12 protein-coding genes are annotated in these 20,513 nt (G+C 61.1%); 10 read left to right on the top strand and 2 right to left on the bottom strand.

The genetic code is table 11. From position 1 onward, the window contains the following. Nucleotides 1-330 precede the first annotated feature (330 nt). From ACTNB2_RS03635 to ACTNB2_RS03605, 7 genes are all read left to right on the top strand, one after another. Entirely contained in the window at nucleotides 331-726 is a 396-nt protein-coding gene (locus tag ACTNB2_RS03635; protein WP_229770663.1) for a helix-turn-helix domain-containing protein, read from the top strand. A gap of 286 nt (nucleotides 727-1,012) precedes the next feature. Then, nucleotides 1,013-3,895, top strand: a complete 2,883-nt coding sequence (locus ACTNB2_RS03630; protein WP_441041501.1) for a proton-conducting transporter transmembrane domain-containing protein — start codon at nucleotides 1,013-1,015, stop codon at nucleotides 3,893-3,895. Nucleotides 3,896-3,907: 12 nt separating this feature from the next. Then, nucleotides 3,908-4,483 (top strand): NADH-quinone oxidoreductase subunit B family protein, encoded by a 576-nt coding sequence (locus ACTNB2_RS03625; protein ID WP_441041502.1) that lies wholly within the window; start codon nucleotides 3,908-3,910, stop codon nucleotides 4,481-4,483. Continuing rightward, nucleotides 4,483-5,193 carry an NADH-quinone oxidoreductase subunit C gene (locus ACTNB2_RS03620; RefSeq protein ID WP_441041503.1) on the top strand — a complete coding sequence of 237 codons (711 nt, stop codon included), beginning with the start codon at nucleotides 4,483-4,485 and terminating at the stop codon, nucleotides 5,191-5,193. Before ACTNB2_RS03625 ends, ACTNB2_RS03620 begins: the two co-directional genes overlap by 1 nt. Before the next feature lie 5 nt (nucleotides 5,194-5,198). Next, complete coding sequence (locus ACTNB2_RS03615) at nucleotides 5,199-6,287, top strand: hydrogenase large subunit (protein ID WP_441041505.1); 1,089 nt, start codon at nucleotides 5,199-5,201, stop codon at nucleotides 6,285-6,287. Nucleotides 6,288-6,294: 7 nt separating this feature from the next. Continuing rightward, nucleotides 6,295-6,636 carry a 4Fe-4S dicluster domain-containing protein gene (locus tag ACTNB2_RS03610; protein WP_441041506.1) on the top strand — a complete coding sequence of 114 codons (342 nt, stop codon included), beginning with the start codon at nucleotides 6,295-6,297 and terminating at the stop codon, nucleotides 6,634-6,636. A gap of 457 nt (nucleotides 6,637-7,093) precedes the next feature. Next, nucleotides 7,094-14,425, top strand: a complete 7,332-nt coding sequence (locus ACTNB2_RS03605; protein WP_441041508.1) for a Spy0128 family protein — start codon at nucleotides 7,094-7,096, stop codon at nucleotides 14,423-14,425. Between the two features lie 458 nt (nucleotides 14,426-14,883). On the opposite strand, the gene ACTNB2_RS03600 is transcribed toward ACTNB2_RS03605, so the two are convergent. Then, entirely contained in the window at nucleotides 14,884-15,513 is a 630-nt protein-coding gene (locus ACTNB2_RS03600) for a response regulator (RefSeq protein WP_441041510.1), read from the bottom strand. Beyond that, nucleotides 15,510-16,655 carry a sensor histidine kinase gene (locus tag ACTNB2_RS03595; protein ID WP_441041511.1) on the bottom strand — a complete coding sequence of 382 codons (1,146 nt, stop codon included), beginning with the start codon at nucleotides 16,653-16,655 and terminating at the stop codon, nucleotides 15,510-15,512. The genes ACTNB2_RS03600 and ACTNB2_RS03595 overlap by 4 nt, the downstream gene beginning before the upstream one ends. Before the next feature lie 197 nt (nucleotides 16,656-16,852). Here ACTNB2_RS03595 and ACTNB2_RS03590 point away from each other — a divergent pair, with 197 nt between their 5' ends. The 3 genes from ACTNB2_RS03590 to ACTNB2_RS03580 are packed head-to-tail and all read left to right on the top strand — an operon-like array spanning nucleotide 16,853 to nucleotide 20,180. Continuing rightward, nucleotides 16,853-17,791 carry an ATP-binding cassette domain-containing protein gene (locus ACTNB2_RS03590; RefSeq protein WP_441041513.1) on the top strand — a complete coding sequence of 313 codons (939 nt, stop codon included), beginning with the start codon at nucleotides 16,853-16,855 and terminating at the stop codon, nucleotides 17,789-17,791. A 9-nt stretch (nucleotides 17,792-17,800) separates the two neighbouring features. Next, nucleotides 17,801-18,988: an ABC transporter permease gene (locus ACTNB2_RS03585; protein WP_441041515.1), complete on the top strand. Its 1,188-nt coding sequence runs from the start codon at nucleotides 17,801-17,803 to the stop codon at nucleotides 18,986-18,988. Continuing rightward, a complete protein-coding gene (locus tag ACTNB2_RS03580; RefSeq protein WP_441041517.1) occupies nucleotides 18,975-20,180 on the top strand; it encodes an ABC transporter permease in 1,206 nt (401 codons plus the stop codon). The genes ACTNB2_RS03585 and ACTNB2_RS03580 overlap by 14 nt, the downstream gene beginning before the upstream one ends. Nucleotides 20,181-20,513 lie beyond the last annotated feature (333 nt).

Genomic DNA, 20,513 nt, shown 5'->3' with positions numbered 1-20,513 from the left:
GGACGGCAATGCGCGCTAATCATGGGGAGTGAGGCGTCTACTGCCTTGCAGGCTGCTCAAAATTATTGGAGGAGGGGTTAATAATCATACCCTCTATTCCAAAGGATATAAAGAGATGCCAATTTTGCTGGCAAGCGAATGACGATTAGCTGCGAGCTAGTTACCAGCGTAAATAATCAATAAAGAAATGTCGTAAATTGGTGTCAAATTCCCAGATAGCGCCGCGTCTATTTTAATTAACTGCTTTGAGCAAACAGTAAAATGCTACTATCTAACTTGCACGTAAGAAAGCAATTTAACGTTTAAGGCTAAGAAGTAGAAGTGGCAGGTATGTCAGAAACAACAAGGACTCGCACGCATGCGCCCGAGATTAGGCAGCGCGCTGTCGAGATCCTCCAAGAAGGGGTCGGCCATCGCGCGCTCGCCGCAGAGCTTGGCATCCCCCAGGCCACAGCCCGTCAGTGGGCCCGTGCGTATGCCGTGGGCGGCGCCGACGCCGTTCTCAATGCGGGCTCTCATCACCACACATATTCGTTTGACGTTAAGCTTGCCGTGGTTAAGGACCGCTTGGAACACGGTCTGACGGTGCGTGAGGTCATGGTCAAGCACAAGATCCCCAGCGAGTCTTCGGTTAAAGCTTGGTGCCGACAGTATCGCGACGGTGGCGAGGCCGCCTTGGTCGATAAGCCGCGGGGTCGTAAACCGCGCGTTAAAAAGGCGGAATAGCGAACGGGATGGTGCGTCCGCAGGGGCGCATTTTTCTTGCCGCGCCAACTTTTTGGATTGCCGCGAGTCTATCGGGACATCCTTCAAAGTGGTCAATAAACCGCGCGCAGTGGCCCGTGCGCCCGCCGCTACGAGAGGGGGAGCGTCGCCTCTCTACTCCAAAGCGGACATGCCCTTACCCCATACGCCTAAAACTTCCCAGTTGACCGAAAACCTGCCGCCTGAACTCCCAATTTGAGCTATAACGTTAAGCAATTGCAGCGTTTTTGCATGGGGGAGTGATGGTATGACGCTACTGTATTTCCTTACCCTGTTTCCGCTGGTACCGGCGATGGGCATGCTGCTCGCGCGCAGTGACCGAGCCCGCGATGCGGTAGGGCTTGTAGGCTCCGGCATTATTATGGCGGTGACCGTTGTAGTCGCCGTCTTATTTTTTGGCACGGGTCCGCAGGGCTTTGAGGTTGCCCCCGGCACCTCGCATGTGCTCTCGATCATCAGCTCCGTCGTCGACGTAATTCTGTGCGCCGTCATCCTGTACAACGCGTTCAAATATAGGAACGCGCTTACCGGTGTGCTCGGCGTGGTGCAGCTGGTGGGTTCGGTTGCCTTCGCTGCCATGACGCTGCCCACGGCCGAGGTCGTCACCGCCACGCCGCTCTACCTGGACTATATGAGCGTGATCATGGTGCTCGCCGTCGGCATTGTCGGCAGCCTGATCTGCGTGTATGCCCTGGGCTACATGAAGGACTTCCAGGCGCACGATGAGCACGAGGCCGCGCTGCGTGGGCAGACCGCGCCCGACCGACGCCCGCAGTTCCTGGCGCTTATGTTCCTGTTCCTTTCGGCCATGTTCGTCATCGTGACGAGCGACAACCTGGAGTGGCTGTTCTGCGGCTGGGAAATCACCACCGTGTGCTCGTTTCTTATGATTGGCTATACGCGCACGCCCGAGGCCATCAAAAACGCCTTTACCCAGATCATCCTCAACATGCTGGGCGGCATCGCGTTTTTGGCGGGCCTTATGTTCCTGCACGTCAACGGCGTGCCGCTGACCATCTCGGGCATGATCGAGCTTTCCGGCGCCGGAACCGCGCAATCCGCGCTGCTGGTGCTGCCGGTCGTCTTGCTGTCGATCGCCGCGCTTACCAAGGCCGCACAGATGCCGTTCCACACCTGGCTGCTCGGCGCCATGGTCGCCCCCACGCCCACGAGCGCCCTGCTGCACTCGTCCACCATGGTCAAGGCCGGCGTGTTTTTGATGGTCAAGCTGAGCCCGCTGTACGCCACCTATCCCGTGACCGGCTTTATGGTCACGAGCGTGGGCGCCATCACGTTTTTGCTCGCCGCCCTCATGGCCATCTCGCAGAGCAATGCCAAGCGTGTGCTCGCGTACTCCACCATTTCCAACCTGGGCCTCATCAGTGCCTGCCTGGGTGTCGGCGCGCCCGAGGCCGTGTGGGCCGCCATCTTCTTAATCTTGTTCCATACGGTGGCAAAGTCGCTGCTGTTCCTGTGCGTGGGCACGGCCGAGCATCATATCGGCAGCCGCAATATCGAGGACATGGACGGCATGTTCAGCCGCATGCCGCACCTGACGCGCCTGATGATGCTGGGTATCATGGGCATGTTCGTGGCGCCGTTTGGCATGCTCGTGTCTAAGTGGGGCGCCCTGGTGGCGTTTGCGCAGACCGGTAATGTGCTCATGATCATGGTGCTGGCCTTTGGCTCGGCCGCGACGTTCTTCTTCTGGGGCAAGTGGCTCGCCAAGCTCTCGGGCGTGGATTCTACGGCCGAAAACGTGGAGGGCAATGTCCATAAGACCGAATGGATAGCGCTCAACACTATCGCCGCGCTGCTGATTCTGTGCTGTGTAGCGTTCCCGATTATCTCGAGCGGTCTGGTGTCGCCTTACTTGGCCATGGTGTTTGGCCGCGTGCCGTATGTTATTGGCAAGGATGCCATGTATCTAATGGTGGTTATCGTGGCTTTTATCGCCGTGGTGCTGCTGACTTCATTCCGCGTGAGCAACAAACCGCACGTAAACGTATATCTTTCGGGCGTGGGAACCGACAATTACCGTCATTTCCGCGGCTCGATGGGACACGAGGTGAAGGCCGAAAAGCGCAATTGGTACCTGGAGGACGCCTTTGGCGAGAAGCGTATTGGCCCCGCGGGCAGCATCGTGTGCTGTAGCATCATTCTGTTCGCGCTGCTATGCTGCGCATGGATTGGTCCCGATACGCTCGCCATGGGCGAGCCCTCGGTGCTGCGCGGCAAGTATTTCGAAGGCTCGGGTGTCGTAGGCATCTTTATAGGCACCGTGGCGTTTGCCCTGCTGGCGCCTTTGGTTGGTGGCCTGATCGACGGCATCGACCGCAAGCTGTCCGCCCGCATGCAGGGCCGCGTGGGACCGCGTCTGCTGCAACCGTTCTACGATGTAGCCAAGCTCCTGCGCAAAGCCCCTGCCAGCGTAAACACCGTGGACGATACCTACATGGCGTGCGCGCTCGTCTTTACCGTGGTGGGCGGCGGCATCTTTGTGTCGGGTTCCAACACACTGTTATGCGCCTTTATGGTTACCCTCGCTGCGATCTTTGTGGTGCTGGCGTCCGCCTCGACGCAAAGCCCGTTTGCCCAGGTCGGAGCCGACCGCGAGCTGCTGCAGGTCATGAGTTACGAGCCCGCCGTTTTGCTGATGAGTGTGGGCCTGTACCTTGCCACCGACAGCTTCGATTCCATCGCCGTGACGGGGCAGTCGGCCCCCATCATCGTGTACAGCGCGCCCATCTTCCTCGCACTGCTCGCGGTGCTTACCATCAAACTGCGCAAGTCGCCGTTTGACCTTTCGTACTCGCATCACGCGCATCAGGAGATCGTCCAGGGCGTCGCCACCGAGATGAGCGGCGGCACGCTGGCCAAGATGACCCTTATGCACTGGTGCGAGACCGTGCTGTTTTTGATGTGGGTGGGCATGTTCTTTGTTTGGGACAACCCGGTGAGCTGGTTGGTCGCCCTGGTCGTTATGGTCATGACGTATTTTGCCGAGGTACTGATTGACAATACCTTCGCGCGCAGCACCTGGCGCGGCTGCTTTAAGCTCGGCTGGGGCGTGGCGCTGGTGTTTGGCCTGCTCAACCTTATGCCCATCCTCGTCGACGTGTTTATTTAGGAGGCGGCATCCATGGATCATAAAATGTCGCGCTCGCCGTGGGTTATTCATTACGACGGCTCGAGCTGCAACGGATGCGATATCGAGGTGCTGGCCTCGCTCACGCCGCTGTTCGATGCGGAGCGCTTTGGCGTGGTCAACACCGGCAACCCCAAACATGCGGACATCTTTTTGGTGACGGGGTCGGTCAACGCCCAGAACTTGCCCGTCGTGCGCCAGATCTACAACCAGATGCTCGAGCCCAAGTGCGTGGTGGCGTGCGGCATCTGCGCGTGCTCGGGCGGCGTGTTCCGCGATGCGTACAACGTGATCGGTGGCGTGGACCGGGCAATTCCCGTGGACGTGTACGCGCCCGGATGCGCCATTCGCCCCGAGACGGTGATCGACGCCATCGTGGAGGCGTGCGGCATCCTGGACCAGAAGGAGGCCGTGATGCGCGCCGGCGGCGACCCGCTTACCGTGGGCGGTGCCGCTACCTGGGATGGCGGCGTTGAGCTGGGCGAGGACGGATTTGTGGCCGCGGCTGAGGCCGGCGACGCGCCCGCTGGGACGCCCGCCGCGTCCGCCGCTGCAAGGGGGGCCGAGTAATGCAAAAGGCAATCTATACCACCGTCGAGCTCGATGCGCTGCTGTCGCATGTCCAGGCGCTCAAGGGTGCCGGTGCCCGCTTTGTACAGATGCACGCCGAGCGCAATGTGGACGACGGCACGTATCGCTTGGTCTATACGTTCATCAACGTTCGTGCTGCCCAGGAGCAGATCGCGCAGGACGGCAGTTATGCGATAGAGAACCTGGTAGTCGATGGTATCGACCAGTACCAGGAGATTCCATCCATCAGCTCGTACTACCCTGCGGTGTTCCCGTTTGAAAATGAGGCACACGACCTGTTTGGGCTTGCCATTACCGACATGCAGATTGACTTTAAGGGCTTTTTCTACCAGGTCTCGACTGCCGAGCCCATGAGCGTCATCACGCCCGAGGTGAAGGCTGCGCGCGAGAAGGCCATGAAGGTCCGTGCCGCTGCCGAGGCCAAGGCGCGCAAAGCCGCGGCCGAGAAGGCCGCCGCTGCCGCGGCCGCTGCGGGGGAGGGCGCTGGCGATGCTGCGGGCGCTGCCGTCGCTCAGCCCACTGCGGCTGCCGGCTCCGATGCTCAGCATGACGAGGCTGCCGCCAAGGCCGCGCTCAAGGCTGCCGAGATGGAGGCAAAGCTCGCCGCCATGGAGCCCGAGAAAGCGGCCGAGGTTCGCGCGGCGCTTGCCGCCAAAGCCGCCCGCGATAAGCAGAAAAAGGAGGCGTAAGGTCCATGGCACATCGCTCCGTTATTCCGTTTGGCCCGCAGCACCCGGTGCTGCCCGAGCCGCTTCACCTGGACCTGGTGCTCGAGGACGACCGCGTTATCGAGGCAATTCCGCAGATCGGCTTTGTGCACCGCGGACTCGAGAAGCTCACCGAAAAGCGTGACATGCACCAGTTTGGCTATATCGCCGAGCGCATCTGCGGTATTTGCGCCGTGGGTCACAGCTGCGGCTATGCCAGCGCCTGCGAGCGCATGCTCGATATCGAGGTGCCCGGCCGCGTGCGGTATATCCGTACCATTTTGCATGAGCTTTCGCGCATCCACTCGCATCTGCTGTGGCTGGGCCTGCTCGCCGATGCCTTTGGCTTCGAGGCGCTGTTCTATCGGTCGTGGACCCTGCGCGAGCAGATTCTCAAGATCTTTGAGAGCACGTGCGGCGGCCGCGTGATTCTGTCGATTAACGAGATCGGCGGCCTTAAGCACGATATCGAGGACTCCGAGCTGGCGGGCATTGTCCAGACGCTCGATGCCATGCGCCCCGACTACGAGGCCCTGGTGCATACCTTTTTGGACGACAACAGCTGCGGCGAGCGCCTGCATGGCGTGGGCGTGATCAGCAAGAAAGACGCGCTGGAGCTTTCGATGGTCGGTCCGTTTGGGCGCGCCTCGGGCGTGGACTACGACGTGCGCATGTTTGGCGACGGTGCCTATGCGGACCTGGCTGCGTTTGAGCCCATCGTTGCCACCGATGGCGACTGCTATGCCCGCTGCCAGGTGCGCTGTGCCGAGGTCACGCAGGCCATGGACATCATTAAGGAGCTTGTGGGCAAGATTCCGCACGACGGCATCGGCGGGCGCACCAAGCTTACGCCGGCCGACGGCGCACACGGCGAGGTTGTGATTGAGCAGCCGCGCGGCGAGGCGTACTACTATGTGCGCGGTAACGGCACCAAGAATTTGGACCGTTTCCGTGTGCGCACGCCGACGTCGCAAAACCTGGCGGGCCTGACGCATGCGCTGCAGGGCGTGCTCATTGCCAACGTGCCCATGATTATCCTGACCATCGACCCCTGCATTAGTTGCACGGAAAGGTAGGCGCGGCATGAGTTTGCTGACATTTGCCAAGACGGCCTTGGGCTCTATGGTCAAGCAGCCGGTCACGGTGCGCTATCCGCAGGAGGAGCTGACGGTGCCCGAGCGCCTGCGCGGGCATATCGTCAACGATATGGACGTGTGCATCTGCTGCGGTATGTGCGCGCGTCGCTGCCCGGCGGGCGCGCTTGCGGTCGATCGCAAGGGTGGTACCTGGTCGATCGACCCGTACGCCTGCGTGGTGTGCGGCGAGTGCATCGAGAGCTGCCCCAAGCACTGCCTGACTATGGACACCGCCCGTACTCCAGTTGCGGCGAACAAGACTCCCACGGTAGAAACCAAGCCGGAGTAGCGCTGGAATAGGGGCCGGTGGGGCAAAAATGCCCCACCGGCCCCGCGCTTAAACGCGCGGTTGGGCCGCCGCGAACAAAACTATGCCGGATTACGGGGCTGGATAGCGAACCTCCGACCATACAGATAATTGCAAAAACAAAACCGCAGGTAGACAGCCTGCGGTTTTTCATGAAACGCGGTTATGGTCGGGGGCACCGGACTAAACGTAGTAGATGGGCCAGTTTCGTGGCGAGCGCCATCGGTCACTCCCTCGGGGGTGGAAGAAAACGGGCGATTTTGGCCGTCGATCTTGAGTCGCACCTGTTTTCCTGCGAAAACCCTCGTGTCTCAACTTTGGTGAGACATTTGTCTCACGTTCAAAACCGAATCTGGAACGTGTGTCACCTGCTCAAATTGTGTCTCATTCCGTAACTTTAGGCTGACGCAAGGTCTGAAATCGCGAGAAGGGAGACGCGATGAGTAAGTACACGAGGGGTCTCTTGGCGGTGATACTGGCCGTAGTGCTGGTGTTGCCGGCTGCAGCATTTGCCATGCTGCCCGAGGCCAACGCCAGGTCCAGCACCGGAATGGACGGACCGACAATGACCGGAAAGGTCGTCGACCCCGACACCAGCAACTACTGGAAGTTCTGGGCCGGCGGCTATAACGGAAAGGAAGTAACAACTCAAAACGTCGGCCGAATCTGGACCGACAAGACGGTCAAGGCAGTCGAGAACGGAGAGTCAGATTTCCTGACCACGCTGTCTGCTATCTCTTCGACATCTGATACAACGGTTTCCGGCAAGCCGCTCGACATCGTGATGGTACTGGATGCATCTGGCTCGATGAAGGATGACATGGATGGCGCCGAGAATCGCATGGCGGCGCTTAAGTCCGCAGCAAATGGTTTTATCGGTGCTATCAATACGCAAAACCAAAGCATTGCAGATAAGTCCAAACTGCATCAAGTTGCTATTGTAAAGTTTGCAGGTAAGAAGACCAATAAGGTTGGTAATGACACATATCGTGATGGCAGAAGCACCTATAACTACTCGCAGGTTGTAAGCCGCTTAACGGTGTGCAAGGGAGATAACGCGACTGCCCTTCAAAGCAAGATAAACGACATCAACTACGGCGGCGCTACTCAGGCAGACTTTGGCATGGAATTTGCCCAGAATCTTTTGAATGATGGTCGCGCCGACGCCAAGAAGGTCGTCCTCTTCTTCACCGATGGCTCACCTACGAGTTCTAATGGATTCGAGGCCGGGGTTGCCAATAGCGCCATCCGTAGCGCCAAGAACCTCAAGAATAAAGGTGCCGACATTTACGCTATCGGCATCTTTGACGGCGCAGATCCCAATGCCGACCCCGCGAAAGAGCGCACAAGCAAAGAGAATAAGTTCATGCATGCCGTGTCGAGCAATTATCCCGACGCAAAGTCGTATACGAGCGATAATCTTGGCACACGTGCGGAAAACTCCGACTACTACAAGTCGGCAACCAGCGCCGCCGAGCTCGAGGAAATCTTCAAAGATATCTCCGGAAGCATTATCCAGGCTGGTTACCCAACCAAAACTCACAGTGGATATGGCGAGCATAAGTCTGGCTACATTACGTTTACCGATGAGCTGGGCGACTTTATGCAGGTCGACGACTTTACGTCCGTCGTGTATGGCGGCGAGACGTTTGAAAAACCGTCAAAGAAGCCCGAGGGTAACGTCGACACCTACACATTTTCTGGTGCCGCTGCGAACCTGGTCATCACCGTTCAGCATGCCGAAGAGGGCAAGCCTCAGACCGGCGATATCGTAACGGTTAAGATTCCTGCGTCGCTGATTCCGCTGCGCCACTTTAAGATCACCGACGGCGTGCTTACGGTCGACAATACTGAGCCCATTCAGGTGAACTACACCTCAAGCGTTAAGAAAGAAGCGCTCGATAACCTGTTTACGCCCAAGAACGTAAAGGGGCTCGAGGACTACATCAAGAGCAATTCGACCACCGCGGAGAACGGTTCCAAGACCGTCAACTTCTACGCGAACAAGTGGAACGCTGGCGCGCTGGGCGATACGATCGCGAACTTTGAGCCTGCCGACACCAACCGCTATTACTATTTCCAGAAGCAGACTCTCATTTATGTGGACGAGGATTGCACGCAGCCTGCGAAGGATTCGCTGGCTGCCGACAGCATCTATTACTACGAGGATGAGTTTGAGGAGCAGGGCGAAAACGGCGAGGCCAAGCCCGCCTCTGCCGTCATCGAGTTTATCGGCGGCGACGCTGCGAAGTTTGACGACGCTCTTGTTGCCGACGAGGACGACAACCTTTCGTTTAGCGCGGGAACCGCGCGTCTGGCCTTTATCGACGAGCTCCATACCACCAAGAAGAGCAACAGCACTGGTACCGCGAGTGACGTGCTCAATCCCAAGTGGAACAACACATCCGCCAAGTCGAACGCAACAGAGGTTGACGTTCACCTGGGCAATAACGGCAAGATTAGCTATAAGTACGGCATGACGCCGGCAACGGTGGATACCAAGGCGGAGTTTGGTCTGACCAAGGTGCTCGAGGGCCGCGAGTGGACGGGTACGGATGCGTTTGAGTTTGAGCTCTCCGCGACGTCCGACAACAATGCCCCGATGCCCGACCCCGCGACCGTAACTGTGACCAATGCCGATCTCGACAAGGGCAAGGCAGCCATTAACTTTGGCAAGATTACTTATGCCGAGCCGGGCAAGTACACCTATGAGGTCCGCGAGAAGAACGCTGGTCAAACTATCGATGGCATCACCTACAGCAAGAACGTTGCGAAGATCACCGTGACGGTAACGCCCAACAAGAAGGGTGAGCTGAGCGCTGAGGTGAAGGTGGCTTGGAGCGAAGCCGACGTGACCGAGTTCAGGAACACCTACGCTACGAATCCTGTTGAATCCAGCGTTACTGACCAGATTGCCGTGACCAAGGTCCTGACCGGGCGCGACCTTACGGCCGGCGAGTTCAGCTTTGAGTTGCGCGAGGTTAAGGGCGAGGACTCCGAGCTTATCGAGACCGTTGCGAACGCCGCTGACGGCAAGGTTACGTTCAGCGCTATCAAGTACACCGAGATCGGTCAGCACACCTACACGTTGCGCGAGGTCAAGGGCAACGCTGGTGGCATCACCTACGACGAAAACGTCTACACCATCGTGACGACCATCAGCGATAACGGTAAGGGCCAGCTGGTGGCTACGCATAAGCTGAAGGGCGCCGAGGACGTTAAGAAGATTGAGTTCGAGAACGCCTACAATTTGACCCCCAAGAGCTTCAGCGTCACCGACAAGATCAAGGCGACCAAGTCCCTGGCCGGGCGCAAGCTCAAGGACGGCGAGTTCTCCTTCGAGCTCGTCGAGGGCGAGGGCGAGGACGCCAAGGTCGTCGCCACCGGCACCAACAATGGCGACGGCAAGATCACGATGAGCCCCATCGAGTACACTGCTGCCGGCAAGCACACCTATACGCTACGCGAGGTCAACGGCGGAACCACCAGCAAGGGCATCACCTACAGCGATGCCGAGTACGCCATCGAGACCACCATCACCGACAAGGGCGATGGCACCCTCAAGGCCGAGCATGTCCTGAAGGGCACCGAGCCCGCCGAGTTCAAGAACGCCTACAACGTGACGCCCAAGGACTCCAGCATCACCGACCAGATCACCGCGACCAAGGTTCTGGCTGGTCGTGACCTCAAGGAGGGCGAGTTCTCCTTCGAGCTCGTCGAGGGTAACGATGTCGTCGCCACCGGTAAGAACGATGCTAGCGGCAGCATCACGATGAACTCCGTGAAGTACGACAAGGCCGGCAAGCATACCTACACGCTACGCGAGGTCAAGGGCAGCGCCGGCGGTATCACTTACAGCGATGCCAAGTTCACCATCGAGACGACCGTCACCGACAACGGCGACGGCACGCTCAGCGCCATGCACGAGCTGAAGGACGCCGACGAGGCGAAGTTTACCAACTCCTACGAGCCTGGCTCCAAGAGCTCCAGCGTCACCGACCAGATTACCGCGATCAAGTCCTTGGACGGCCGTGACCTCAAGGCCGGCGAGTTCCACTTTGAGCTCGTGGAGGGCAATAACGTGGTCGCCACCGGCACCAACAATGCCGACGGCAAGATCGTGATGGATGCCGTTACCTACACCGCTGCCGGCGAGCACACCTACACACTGCGCGAGACCAAGGCCGGCGCCACCGAGAACGGCATCACCTACAGCACCGCCGAACAAACTATTGTGACCATCATTAAGGACAACGGCGACGGCACCCTCAGCGTGGAGCACAAGCTGCAGGGCGACAAGCCTGCCGAGTTTAAGAATTCCTACAACCTGACGCCGTCTAGCTCCAGCGTCACCGACCAGATCACCGCGACCAAGGTTCTGGACGGCCGCGACCTCAAGGCTGGCGAGTTCTCCTTCGAGCTCGTCGAGGGCGAGGGCGAGGACGCCAAGGTCGTCGCCACCGGTACCAACAATGCCGAAGGCAAGATCACGATGAGCCCCATCGAGTACACCGCTGCCGGCAAGCACGCCTACACGCTGCGCGAGGTCCCGGGCGACGCCGGTAACGGCATCACCTACGATGGCAAGACCTACACCATCGAGACCACCATCACCGACAAGGGCGACGGCACGCTCGAGGCGAAGCATGTCCTGAAGGGCGACGACGAGGCGAAGTTCAGCAACAGCTACAAGCCGAATCCTGGTGAGTTCAGCGTCACCGACCAGATTACCGCGACCAAGTCCCTGACCGGCCGCGACCTCAAGGACGGCGAGTTCTCCTTCGAGCTCGTCGAGGGCGAGGGCGAGGACGCCAAGGCCGTCGCCACCGGCACCAACAATGCCGAAGGCAAGATCACGATGAGCGCCGTGAAGTACACCAAGGCCGGCAAGCACACCTACACGCTACGCGAGGTCAACGGCGGAACCACCAGCAAGGGCATCACCTACAGCACCGCCGAATACACCATCGAGACCACCATCACCGACAACGGCGACGGCACTCTCGAAGCAAAGCATGTCCTGAAGGGCACCGAGCCCGCCGAGTTCAAGAACACCTACAGTGTGACCCCGATCGACGCAGAGCTCGACTTTGACCTGAGCAAGGCCATCGACGGTCGCGACTGGACGGATGCAGACAAGTTCAGCTTTACCATCACGGCCCCCGAGGGCACCCCACTGCCCGACCCGGCAACCGTAACCGTGAGCAAGAAGGACGCGGAGGATGGCATCGCCGCCATCAAGTTCGGCACGATCCACTACACGGCTGCCGGAACCTACAAGTACGAGATCTGCGAGAACGCGGGAAGCGCGGCCGGTATGACGTATGACGCGCATGTCGCAACCGCCGAAGTGACCGTGACCGAGAACGGTGACGGCACCCTGACCGCCAACGTCACCAAGAAGGAAAGCGGCCGCTTCACCAACACGTACCGCTCTGAGCTCGATTACGCCGCGGCTGGCGGCCTCAAGCTCAGCAAGACCCTCTCCGGACGTCCCATGACCGAGGGTCAGTTCACCTTTACCGTGACGCCTGCCGATGAGGCTTCAGCCATCGCGCTCGGCCTGCACGAGGGCGCCAACGTGTACAAGTCCCCTGCAACGGCAGAGGCAACGGTCGGTCTGATTGACATTCTGGCGGGTCATGAGGTCAAGTTTACGCAGGCTGATGCCGGCAAGACCTTTACGTACACCGTGGCCGAGAAGAACGACGGCCAGCCCGGCTACACCTACGACAGCGCCGAGCGCACGGTGACGATTGCTATCGCCGACGATGGCGCCGGCACACTCACCGCTACGACGACCGTTTCTGGCGGACCCAAGGGCACGCCTGTGACGGTCCACAAGAGCGGCGAGAACAAGGTCGAGAGCGCCGTGGTCCCGTTCGCCAACAGCTACCACGCATCGACCGATAACCCGGGCGGCGAGCTTGCGCAGATTGTCGCCACCAAGACCCTGACCGGTCGTCCGCTGGCCAACGGCGAGTTCTACTTTGGCATCGCCTATGCGGGCGAGACGGAAGCCATTGACGGCACTGTGGCGACCAACATCAACGGCCAGGTGAGCTTTGGCACGCTGCATTACACGACTGAGATGCTCGCCGATCTGGTGAGCGCCGGACGCGCCATCCGTACCGACACGGATGCTAAGCTTGCGTGGACTATCAACTACACGGCGTTTGAATACACGTCCCCGCTCGCAGCAAAGGGTATTACTGCCGCGAAGTCGAGCTTTAGCTTTAAGGTCATCGTCGTCGACAACGGCGACGGCACTCTGACGGCGGAGCCTGGCTACGGTGGCGTCGAGCCCGTGTTCGAGAACGTCTACGGCGCCGATGCCGTTGACGCCGCGCTCGCCGGCGCCAAGAAGCTCCAGGCTGCCGAGGGCCTGACCCCGGCCGATATCACGGGTAAGTTCACCTTTACCGTGACCGCCGATGAGGCGGGCGCCCCGATGCCCGAGTGCACGACCGCAACCAACGACGCGGCCGGCAACGTGGACTTTGGCAAGATCCACTTTACGCTCGAGGACCTCAACCGCGCCTTGGGCGTGACGGACGATGCGGCCGATAAGGCCGAGGCAGACGAAGCTGACGAAGTCGAGGCCGACGAGGCGGAGGCTGAAGAGGTCGACGTCGACGCTGACGCCAATGCCGACGAGTCCGGCGGCGAGTCCGAGCCCGCAGCCCCCACCGCCCCGCGCTCGCACACCTTTACCTACACGGTGACCGAGTCCGGTAGTGCCCCTGGCGTGACTAACGACGCCAACGCCACGCGTAAGGTTTCCTACACCGTGACTGACGACGGCGCTGGACATCTGAAGGTCGTGCGCGAGGGTGACGACGGCGCTGCCTTCACGTTCACCAACACCTACAGCGTGACGCCTACCGATTCTGTGGTGACCGATCAGGTCAAGACGGTCAAGCGCCTAACCGGCCGCGACCTTGCAGCCGGCGAGTTCACGTTTGAGCTACTCGAGGACGGCGTGGTTGTCGCCAGCGGTACCAACGACGCCAACGGCAACGTTACGCTGAGCCCGATCCGCTACGAGGCGCCCGGCACGCACACGTACACGCTGCGCGAGGCTTGCCCCAACGCGCTCGGCCTGTACAAGGGCGTCACCTATGACAGTACGACCTACACCGTCGTGACCACCGTCTCCGACAATGGTGACGGCACACTGACCGCGACGCACAAGCTCGAGGGAACTACCGAGTCGGCTGGCTTTACCAACAAGTATCACGCCATGCCCACGCAGGTCTCCATCGGCGCGGTCAAGGTGCTCGAGGGACGCGAGCTCAAGAAGGACGAGTTTAGCTTTAAGCTCGTTGGCGAGGACATCGAGTCTACGGTTACCAACGATGCCGACGGCAAGATCAACTTCGACAAGTTCGAGTACGACGAGCCCGGTACGTACGTCTACACCATCAGCGAGGTCAAGGGCGACGAGGCCGGTATGACCTATGACAAGTCCGTCTTTACCGCGACCGTCAACGTGGCCGATGACGGCGAGGGAAACCTCAAGGCGAACGTCGCCTTTACCAAGGGCGACAAGAGCGTCGAGGGTATCGTGTTCAACAACACGTACAAGAAGCCCGAGACGCCCGTGCCGACGCCCGATCCCGGCACGCCCAAGACCGTGACGAACATCGTCAAGACGGTCAAGGGTTTCCTGCCCACCACGGGTGACCAGCAGGCCGCCGCACTGCTCATGACGTTTGTTATCGCCATGGCCGGCGTCGGAGCCCTGGTCTGGGGTATCCGTAAACGCTAGGCACGCTGGCGGCACCCGGGGCCAAAAGGCCCCGGGCGGCCGGCGGGGAGCCAGAACATAGCCCCCCCCCCCCCCCCCCCCGCCCCCCCCCCCCCCCCCCGCCCCCCCCGGTCGAATGACCCCCCACGGTGGCGCCGCTTTTGTGCGTAGGCGAGCGGTTCCGGCTGATCCCTTGGGGACGGAGGAAAACGGATCATTTTTGGCTTGGAGCGGCTTGCGGAGACACTTGACGTGGCCGCTCGGACAAAGCTAGGCCGGTTTACGGGGCTGAATCACGAGTCCCCAACCATGCTGATATTCGTGAAAATAAAACCGCAGGTAGACGAGCCGTCATTTTACAGAAAACGCGGGTATGGATGGGGGTCCTGAGTTTAGCCCCGTAAACCGGCATAGTTTTGAAATGGCATTAAACCGGTAGAAGACATTTTGTTATGTCGGGGCGGTCGGTCTTCGGGCAACTACCCTCGCAGGTAGGCGATGGCGATCTGCGTGCGGTTGCGCAGGCCCATTTTGGCCAGGATTGAGCTGATGTGGTTTCGCACGGTGCCTTCGCCCATATAGGCGGTGGCGGCAATCTCCTTGTTATCGAGGCCGCGGGCAATGAGCTCGGCGACCTCGAACTCGCGGTCGGTCAGGCTGACGAAGGCCGCGGGCCGGCGGGTCGTGCCCACCTCGACGCCCGCCCCATCAAAGTTGATATCCTCGATTGCCTTGCCCTCGAGCACGCGTTTGCCGTCCATGACCTGGGCCAACGCCGGCGGGATGGCAGCGACATCGGTTTTGATCAGGTAGCCGCGGGCACCCAGTTTGAGCGCCGACACAATGTACTCGTCATCCGAGAATGTCGTCAGAAACACCACGCGCGCCGCAGGGTCGCGCTCGAGGATCTCGCGGGCCGCCGAAAGCCCGTCGCGCCCCGGCATCTGAATGTCGAGCAGCGCAATATCGGGTGCGTGTTCGGCATAGAGTGAAACCGCATCGTTGCCGTTGGCGCCGGTACCCACCACTTCGATCTGCGGCTGGGCGCCCAGGATAATCTTGAGCGAATCGACCACCAAACGGTCGTCGTCGACAACGATGAGCCTCATCGGCCCTCATCTCCTTGCTGTTTGGGAACGGTGGCAAACACACGCCAGCCGCCGGCGCCGGCGCGCGGGCCGGCGGTGAAGGTGCCGCCAAGCGCCTCGACGCGCTCGCGCATGGAGCCGAGCCCCATGCCTCCTGTGACGTTGCGGCCGCTTGCTTGAGCCCCGCCTGCGCCATCGTCGGTAACGATGAGCTGGTAAAACGACGGATGCTCCATGCATCGTACGGTGACAGTATGGGCGCAAGCATGGCGTATGGCGTTGGAAAGTGCCTCGCGCAGGACCGCCGCAAAGCAGTTGGCGACATTTGCGGGCGCATGCTCGGCCAAAACCTCAAGTTCAATCTGCGGCCCGCCATCTGAGTGCGCGCCTTCCACGATGCGCTCGAGCTGTACGGAGAGATTCGCCGCGTTGTCGTTGAGCGCGTGGACGCTCGAGCGCACGAGCTGAAGCGCTTCGTCCACGGTGCGCTTGACGTCAGCGAAGTCGGCGGCGACGCCGGGCTCGTTGGCGTGGACCACGCGTAGGGCCTCGGTTTGCAGCGAGGCGCGCGTGAGCTGGTGTCCCACGTTATCGTGGATCTCGCGCGCGATGCGGGCGCGCTCGGCGAGCGTTGCGAGCTCGACCTCGTAGTCCTGGCGGTCGGCAAGGTCGCGGTTGCGCGCCTCGAGCGCGAGGGCTCGCTCCTGCAGCTCGTCGCGGGTGCGACGCATGCGCTCCTGCTCGCGCTCCAGCTGAGCGGTGCGCAGAGACAGCAAGGTGGCGGCGACTGAAAGGATGGCGGTCAACAGCAGCGCACGGGTGGGAAGCGCGCCGGCGTGGGCATATGCGACGAGTGCGCAGACAAAGATGGCGCCGGCGCCCAGCGTGACCCAAACGTGTTCACGGCGCACGCGTCGCGCGATGTCATAGAGGGCGAGGGGCGCAAACGGCACAAACGGCGGTATGAAGACGGCCGCGATGATGTAAACGTAGCTCGCTGCCTCGCTTGCACGGCGCGTGCGTTTGTCCTGCGCCATCTCGGCCAGCGAGGTGGCAATAACGCCAAGGCAAAACGCCGCGACCAGACGAGCGTCCACAGCAAGACCCATGGCGGCCGCAATACAGCACGCCAGCACGATCGATTTGTCGAAAAGCCTGTTCATACGGGTATTGTACGCGAAGCCGCGCGTGGTGGAGGGGCCGCCTGCGCAACTGTGACATTCCTCCCACGTGGCAAATCGGGGGTGCCGGCAGGCCACGCGACCGAGCCTCGCACTCGTGACAAAGCTCACTGGCGCGCGCTGGCGGCTCCTGCGATGATGCAATCGTACCGGGCCGAAATCAACGGAAGGGCTGCCTCATGACAGACATCGTCCACGTCGAAAACCTCGTCAAGCGCTACGACGATCTTATCGCGCTCGACCACTTTAACCTAAACATCGCCCCCGGCGAGATCTTTGGCCTGCTGGGCCCCAACGGCTCGGGCAAGACCACGTCCATCAACTGCATCCTGCAGCTGCTCGCCTACGATAAAGGCACCATCGAGTTGTTCGGCGAGCCCATGACGCCCACGCGTTACGACCTCAAGCGCCGCATCGGCGTGGTGCCGCAGCAGGTGGCGGTGTTCGACGAGCTCACGGTGCGCGAGAACATCGACTATTTCTGCAGCCTTTACGTCAACGACCGCAAACGCCGTCGCGCGCTGGTCGACGAGGCCATCGACTTTGTCGGCCTGGGCGACTTTGCCAAGTTTCGCCCCGGCAAGCTCTCGGGCGGCCTGGCGCGTCGCCTCAACATCGCTTGCGGCATCGCGCACAAGCCCGAGCTCATCTTCTTCGACGAACCCACGGTGGCCGTCGACCCGCAGAGCCGCAATGCCATCCTGGAGGGCATCTGCCGCCTGCGCGACGAAGGCGCCACGGTGGTGTATACCAGCCATTACATGGAGGAAGTCGAACAGATCTGCAGCCGCATCATGATCATGGACGGCGGGCGCGTGCTGGCGCAGGGCACCAACGACGAGCTCAAGCGCATGATTCAGATGGGCGAGCGCGTGACCGTCGAGGTCGGCGCCGTCGAGCTCGCCACGGTCGAGCGACTGCGCGCCCTCGAGCACGTGCTCAGCGTCGAGCTGTCCGGCGGCGAGCTCGTCTGCACCTGCGAAGCGAGCCCGCACAATCTGGTCGACATCCTCGACACGCTGCGCGCTGCCGACGTTGCGCTCGGCCGCGTGTGGAGCGAGCCGCCGACCCTCAACGACGTGTTCCTCGAGATCACCGGCCGCGAGCTGCGCGACTAGGGGGCGGCCATGTTCAACACCATTATTATCACGGTCAAGACGCTGCTGCGCCGGCCGAGCACGTGGGTTTGGGGCGCGATCTTTCCCGTCGCGCTTTCCACGATGTTCATGTTTATGTTTGCGAATCTGAGCTCCGACGGCACGGTCGACCCGGTGCCGGTGGCCGTCGTGGCGGATGAGGCCTGGGGCGCCTCGACCTTTAAGGACGTGGCGACGTCGCTTGCCAAGGAAGGCGACAACCAACTGCTCGAGATCCACGAGTGCGACGACGCAGTCGATGCGAGCCGTGCGCTTAAAGCCGGCGAGGTCGCGGGCATCTATGCGGTCGATGCCGCGGGCACGCCCAAACTCACATTGCTTTCGAGCTATGACAGCTCGCGTGCGACGTCGGTGCTCACCGACCGCAGCATCCTGGAGACGGTGGCAAGCTCGTATACGCAAAATGCCGAGCTCATGCGCCAGATTGCCCAGGACAACCCGGCGGCGCTCGCCGACCCGGAGGTGGTTGCGCGCGCCCTGTCGCTTGAGGGCGGAACCCGCCGTGTGAGCCTGACGCGTGCCACGCCCGATGGCACGGTCATCTACTACTACGCGCTCTTTGGCCTGGTCGCGATGATGTCTGCCGAGTTTGCCGCCTTGAGCGTCGTCGACCTGCAGCCCAATCTGTCGGGCCTTGGCGCGCGTCGCTGCGTGGGCGGTCTTTCCAAGACGGCATCGCTGGCCGGTATCTTTGTGGGCTCGTGGCTGGTCTCCTTTGCTTCGATGGCGATTGCGATCGGCTACGTGCGCCTGGTCGTGGGCGTTGACTTTGGCGGGCGCGAGGGGCTGTGTCTGGTGGGTGGTGCCGTGTCCGCGCTTGCCGCGACGGGTTTGGGCCTTTTTGTGGGCACGCTTCCCGTTAAGGGCGGCAAGGCGTCCAAGTCGGGCATCCTCACAGGCTTTGCCACCACGTGCGCCCTGTTCGCCGGGCTTTATGGCGAGCCGGCGATGGCGCTTGCCGACGACGTCGCCCGCGCCTGCCCGGCCGAGAGTTGGCTCAATCCCGTCAAGCTCATCTGCGACATGTTCAACCGCTTGTATTTCTTTGAGGACCTGGGCCCCTTTGCCGTTCGCGCTGGCGCGCTGGTCCTTATGGCGCTGTTGTTCGTTGCCGTCGCCACGCTGATCTTTGGAAGGAGCTGCTATGAGCACCTTTAAGACTGCGCTTCGCATGGCGCTGGCGCACCCGTTCTACCTGCTCATCTATACGGTGTTCATCTCGCTCATGGGCGTATTCATCGCGGCATCGGTGAGCTGGAACTCGTCGCAGCTCACCGAGTACGAGCCCTACGACACCAACGTGATCGTGGTCGACCGCGACGACAGCGACCTTTCGCGTGCGCTTACCAAGCACCTGGGCTCGCGCTTTGATCTGGTCACGGGTATCGGCGAGGACACCTACGACCTTGCGGACGCGCTCTCCAAGAGCAACAGCGCCAAGGGCAGCGCCGACTGCGTGTTCTTTATCCCGGAGGGGTTTGAGGACGACCTCGTTGCAGCCGCCCGAGCGGGGGAGTCCCTGCCCAAGCTCGATGTGACCTACGGTGCCGGCACCATGGCGGCGGCGCTTTCGTCTGCCGAGGCCTCGCGCTGGATCTCGCTCGCGGGCGCTGCGGCCGCACTTGATCCTACTGCCTCCGACGGTGACGTCGCCAAGGCCGCCGAGCATGCCGCCGTCAAGCGCGCGGAGGTCGAGATTGAGCAGGTCAAGGTCGACTCGACAGCCGCCGCCACGCTTGAGTCGTACTTCAACTTTGGCACGTACGCGATTATCTCGTCGGTCATCGTATCGGTGGGGCTGGTGTTCTCGGGCATGAACGAGCCCGAGCGCGTGCGCCGCATGGAGGCCAGTCCGGTCTCCGAGCGTCAGCGCTCGCTTGCCGTGTTTGCGGCCGCCGCCGTGCTCGCCGTCTGCATCTGGTTTGTGTCGAGCATGATGGGCGTCGTGGGCTTTGCCGGCGCGGTCGCCGAGGTCGGCGTGGGTCGTGTATGCCTGGCACTGGCGGCAACGTTTGCCCTGGCGTGCACGCCGCTGGCCGTTGGCTTTGCGTTGTCGAGCCTGGGCGCGCGCGAGGAGCTGCTCAACGGTGTGGGCAACCTGCTTGGCATGCTCATGACGTTTTTGGGCGGCGCCTGGATGCCGCTGTCGCTGATGGGCCCGGCCGTTCAGACGGTGGCGCACTTTGTGCCGACGTATTGGGTGAACGACGCAATCGGCAAGGCGCTCTCGTCGGACCTGACGTCCACCGTGCTGGGCGACATCGTCTGCGATCTGGGCGTCACGGTGCTCTTTGCCATGGCCATCGCCGCCGTAGGCCTAGCCCTCACTCACGCCAAATCCCACGCCTAGCCACCTAGTCATTGGGTGCTCATTGGGGACAGACTTAAACGACCAAGAGTGGTCATTGGGGACAGACTTAAACGACTAGTCATCGGGGACAGTCTTTGCCGATTCGCCGGCTCGCCGGCAGGGTTGGCAAAGACTGTCCCCAGCTGCCGGCAGGAAAGGAACGTCCCTAGCCGCCAGGTGGCGAGGCACTCATTTAAGTCCGTCCCCAATGAGTGGTTTCAGTCATTTAAGTCTGTCCCCAATAAGTCTGTCCCCAATGACTAGGCGCCGTACTTGACTTTGACCCCACTTTAACGGGTACCATCCTCTATGTCTGTAACGCCATATAGACCG

The organism is Collinsella sp. HCP28S3_G2, from assembly GCF_052065125.1.
Taxonomy (GTDB): Bacteria; Actinomycetota; Coriobacteriia; order Coriobacteriales; family Coriobacteriaceae; genus Collinsella.
The sequence above is the reverse complement of the archived record's forward strand: the minus strand, read 5'-3'. Positions and strand labels throughout refer to the sequence as shown.

What these genes read in the sequence shown, in the direction of transcription:
- ACTNB2_RS03625 (WP_441041502.1), top strand. Translation starts at nt 3,908, where the DNA reads ATGGATCATAAAATGTCGCGCTCGCCGTGGGTTATTCATTACGACGGC.
- ACTNB2_RS03620 (WP_441041503.1), top strand. Translation starts at nt 4,483, where the DNA reads ATGCAAAAGGCAATCTATACCACCGTCGAGCTCGATGCGCTGCTGTCG.
- ACTNB2_RS03600 (WP_441041510.1), bottom strand. Translation starts at nt 15,513, where the DNA reads ATGAGGCTCATCGTTGTCGACGACGACCGTTTGGTGGTCGATTCGCTC.
- ACTNB2_RS03635 (WP_229770663.1), top strand. Translation starts at nt 331, where the DNA reads ATGTCAGAAACAACAAGGACTCGCACGCATGCGCCCGAGATTAGGCAG.
- ACTNB2_RS03595 (WP_441041511.1), bottom strand. Translation starts at nt 16,655, where the DNA reads ATGAACAGGCTTTTCGACAAATCGATCGTGCTGGCGTGCTGTATTGCG.
- ACTNB2_RS03615 (WP_441041505.1), top strand. Translation starts at nt 5,199, where the DNA reads ATGGCACATCGCTCCGTTATTCCGTTTGGCCCGCAGCACCCGGTGCTG.
- ACTNB2_RS03610 (WP_441041506.1), top strand. Translation starts at nt 6,295, where the DNA reads ATGAGTTTGCTGACATTTGCCAAGACGGCCTTGGGCTCTATGGTCAAG.
- ACTNB2_RS03590 (WP_441041513.1), top strand. Translation starts at nt 16,853, where the DNA reads ATGACAGACATCGTCCACGTCGAAAACCTCGTCAAGCGCTACGACGAT.
- ACTNB2_RS03580 (WP_441041517.1), top strand. Translation starts at nt 18,975, where the DNA reads ATGAGCACCTTTAAGACTGCGCTTCGCATGGCGCTGGCGCACCCGTTC.
- ACTNB2_RS03605 (WP_441041508.1), top strand. Translation starts at nt 7,094, where the DNA reads ATGAGTAAGTACACGAGGGGTCTCTTGGCGGTGATACTGGCCGTAGTG.
- ACTNB2_RS03630 (WP_441041501.1), top strand. Translation starts at nt 1,013, where the DNA reads ATGACGCTACTGTATTTCCTTACCCTGTTTCCGCTGGTACCGGCGATG.
- ACTNB2_RS03585 (WP_441041515.1), top strand. Translation starts at nt 17,801, where the DNA reads ATGTTCAACACCATTATTATCACGGTCAAGACGCTGCTGCGCCGGCCG.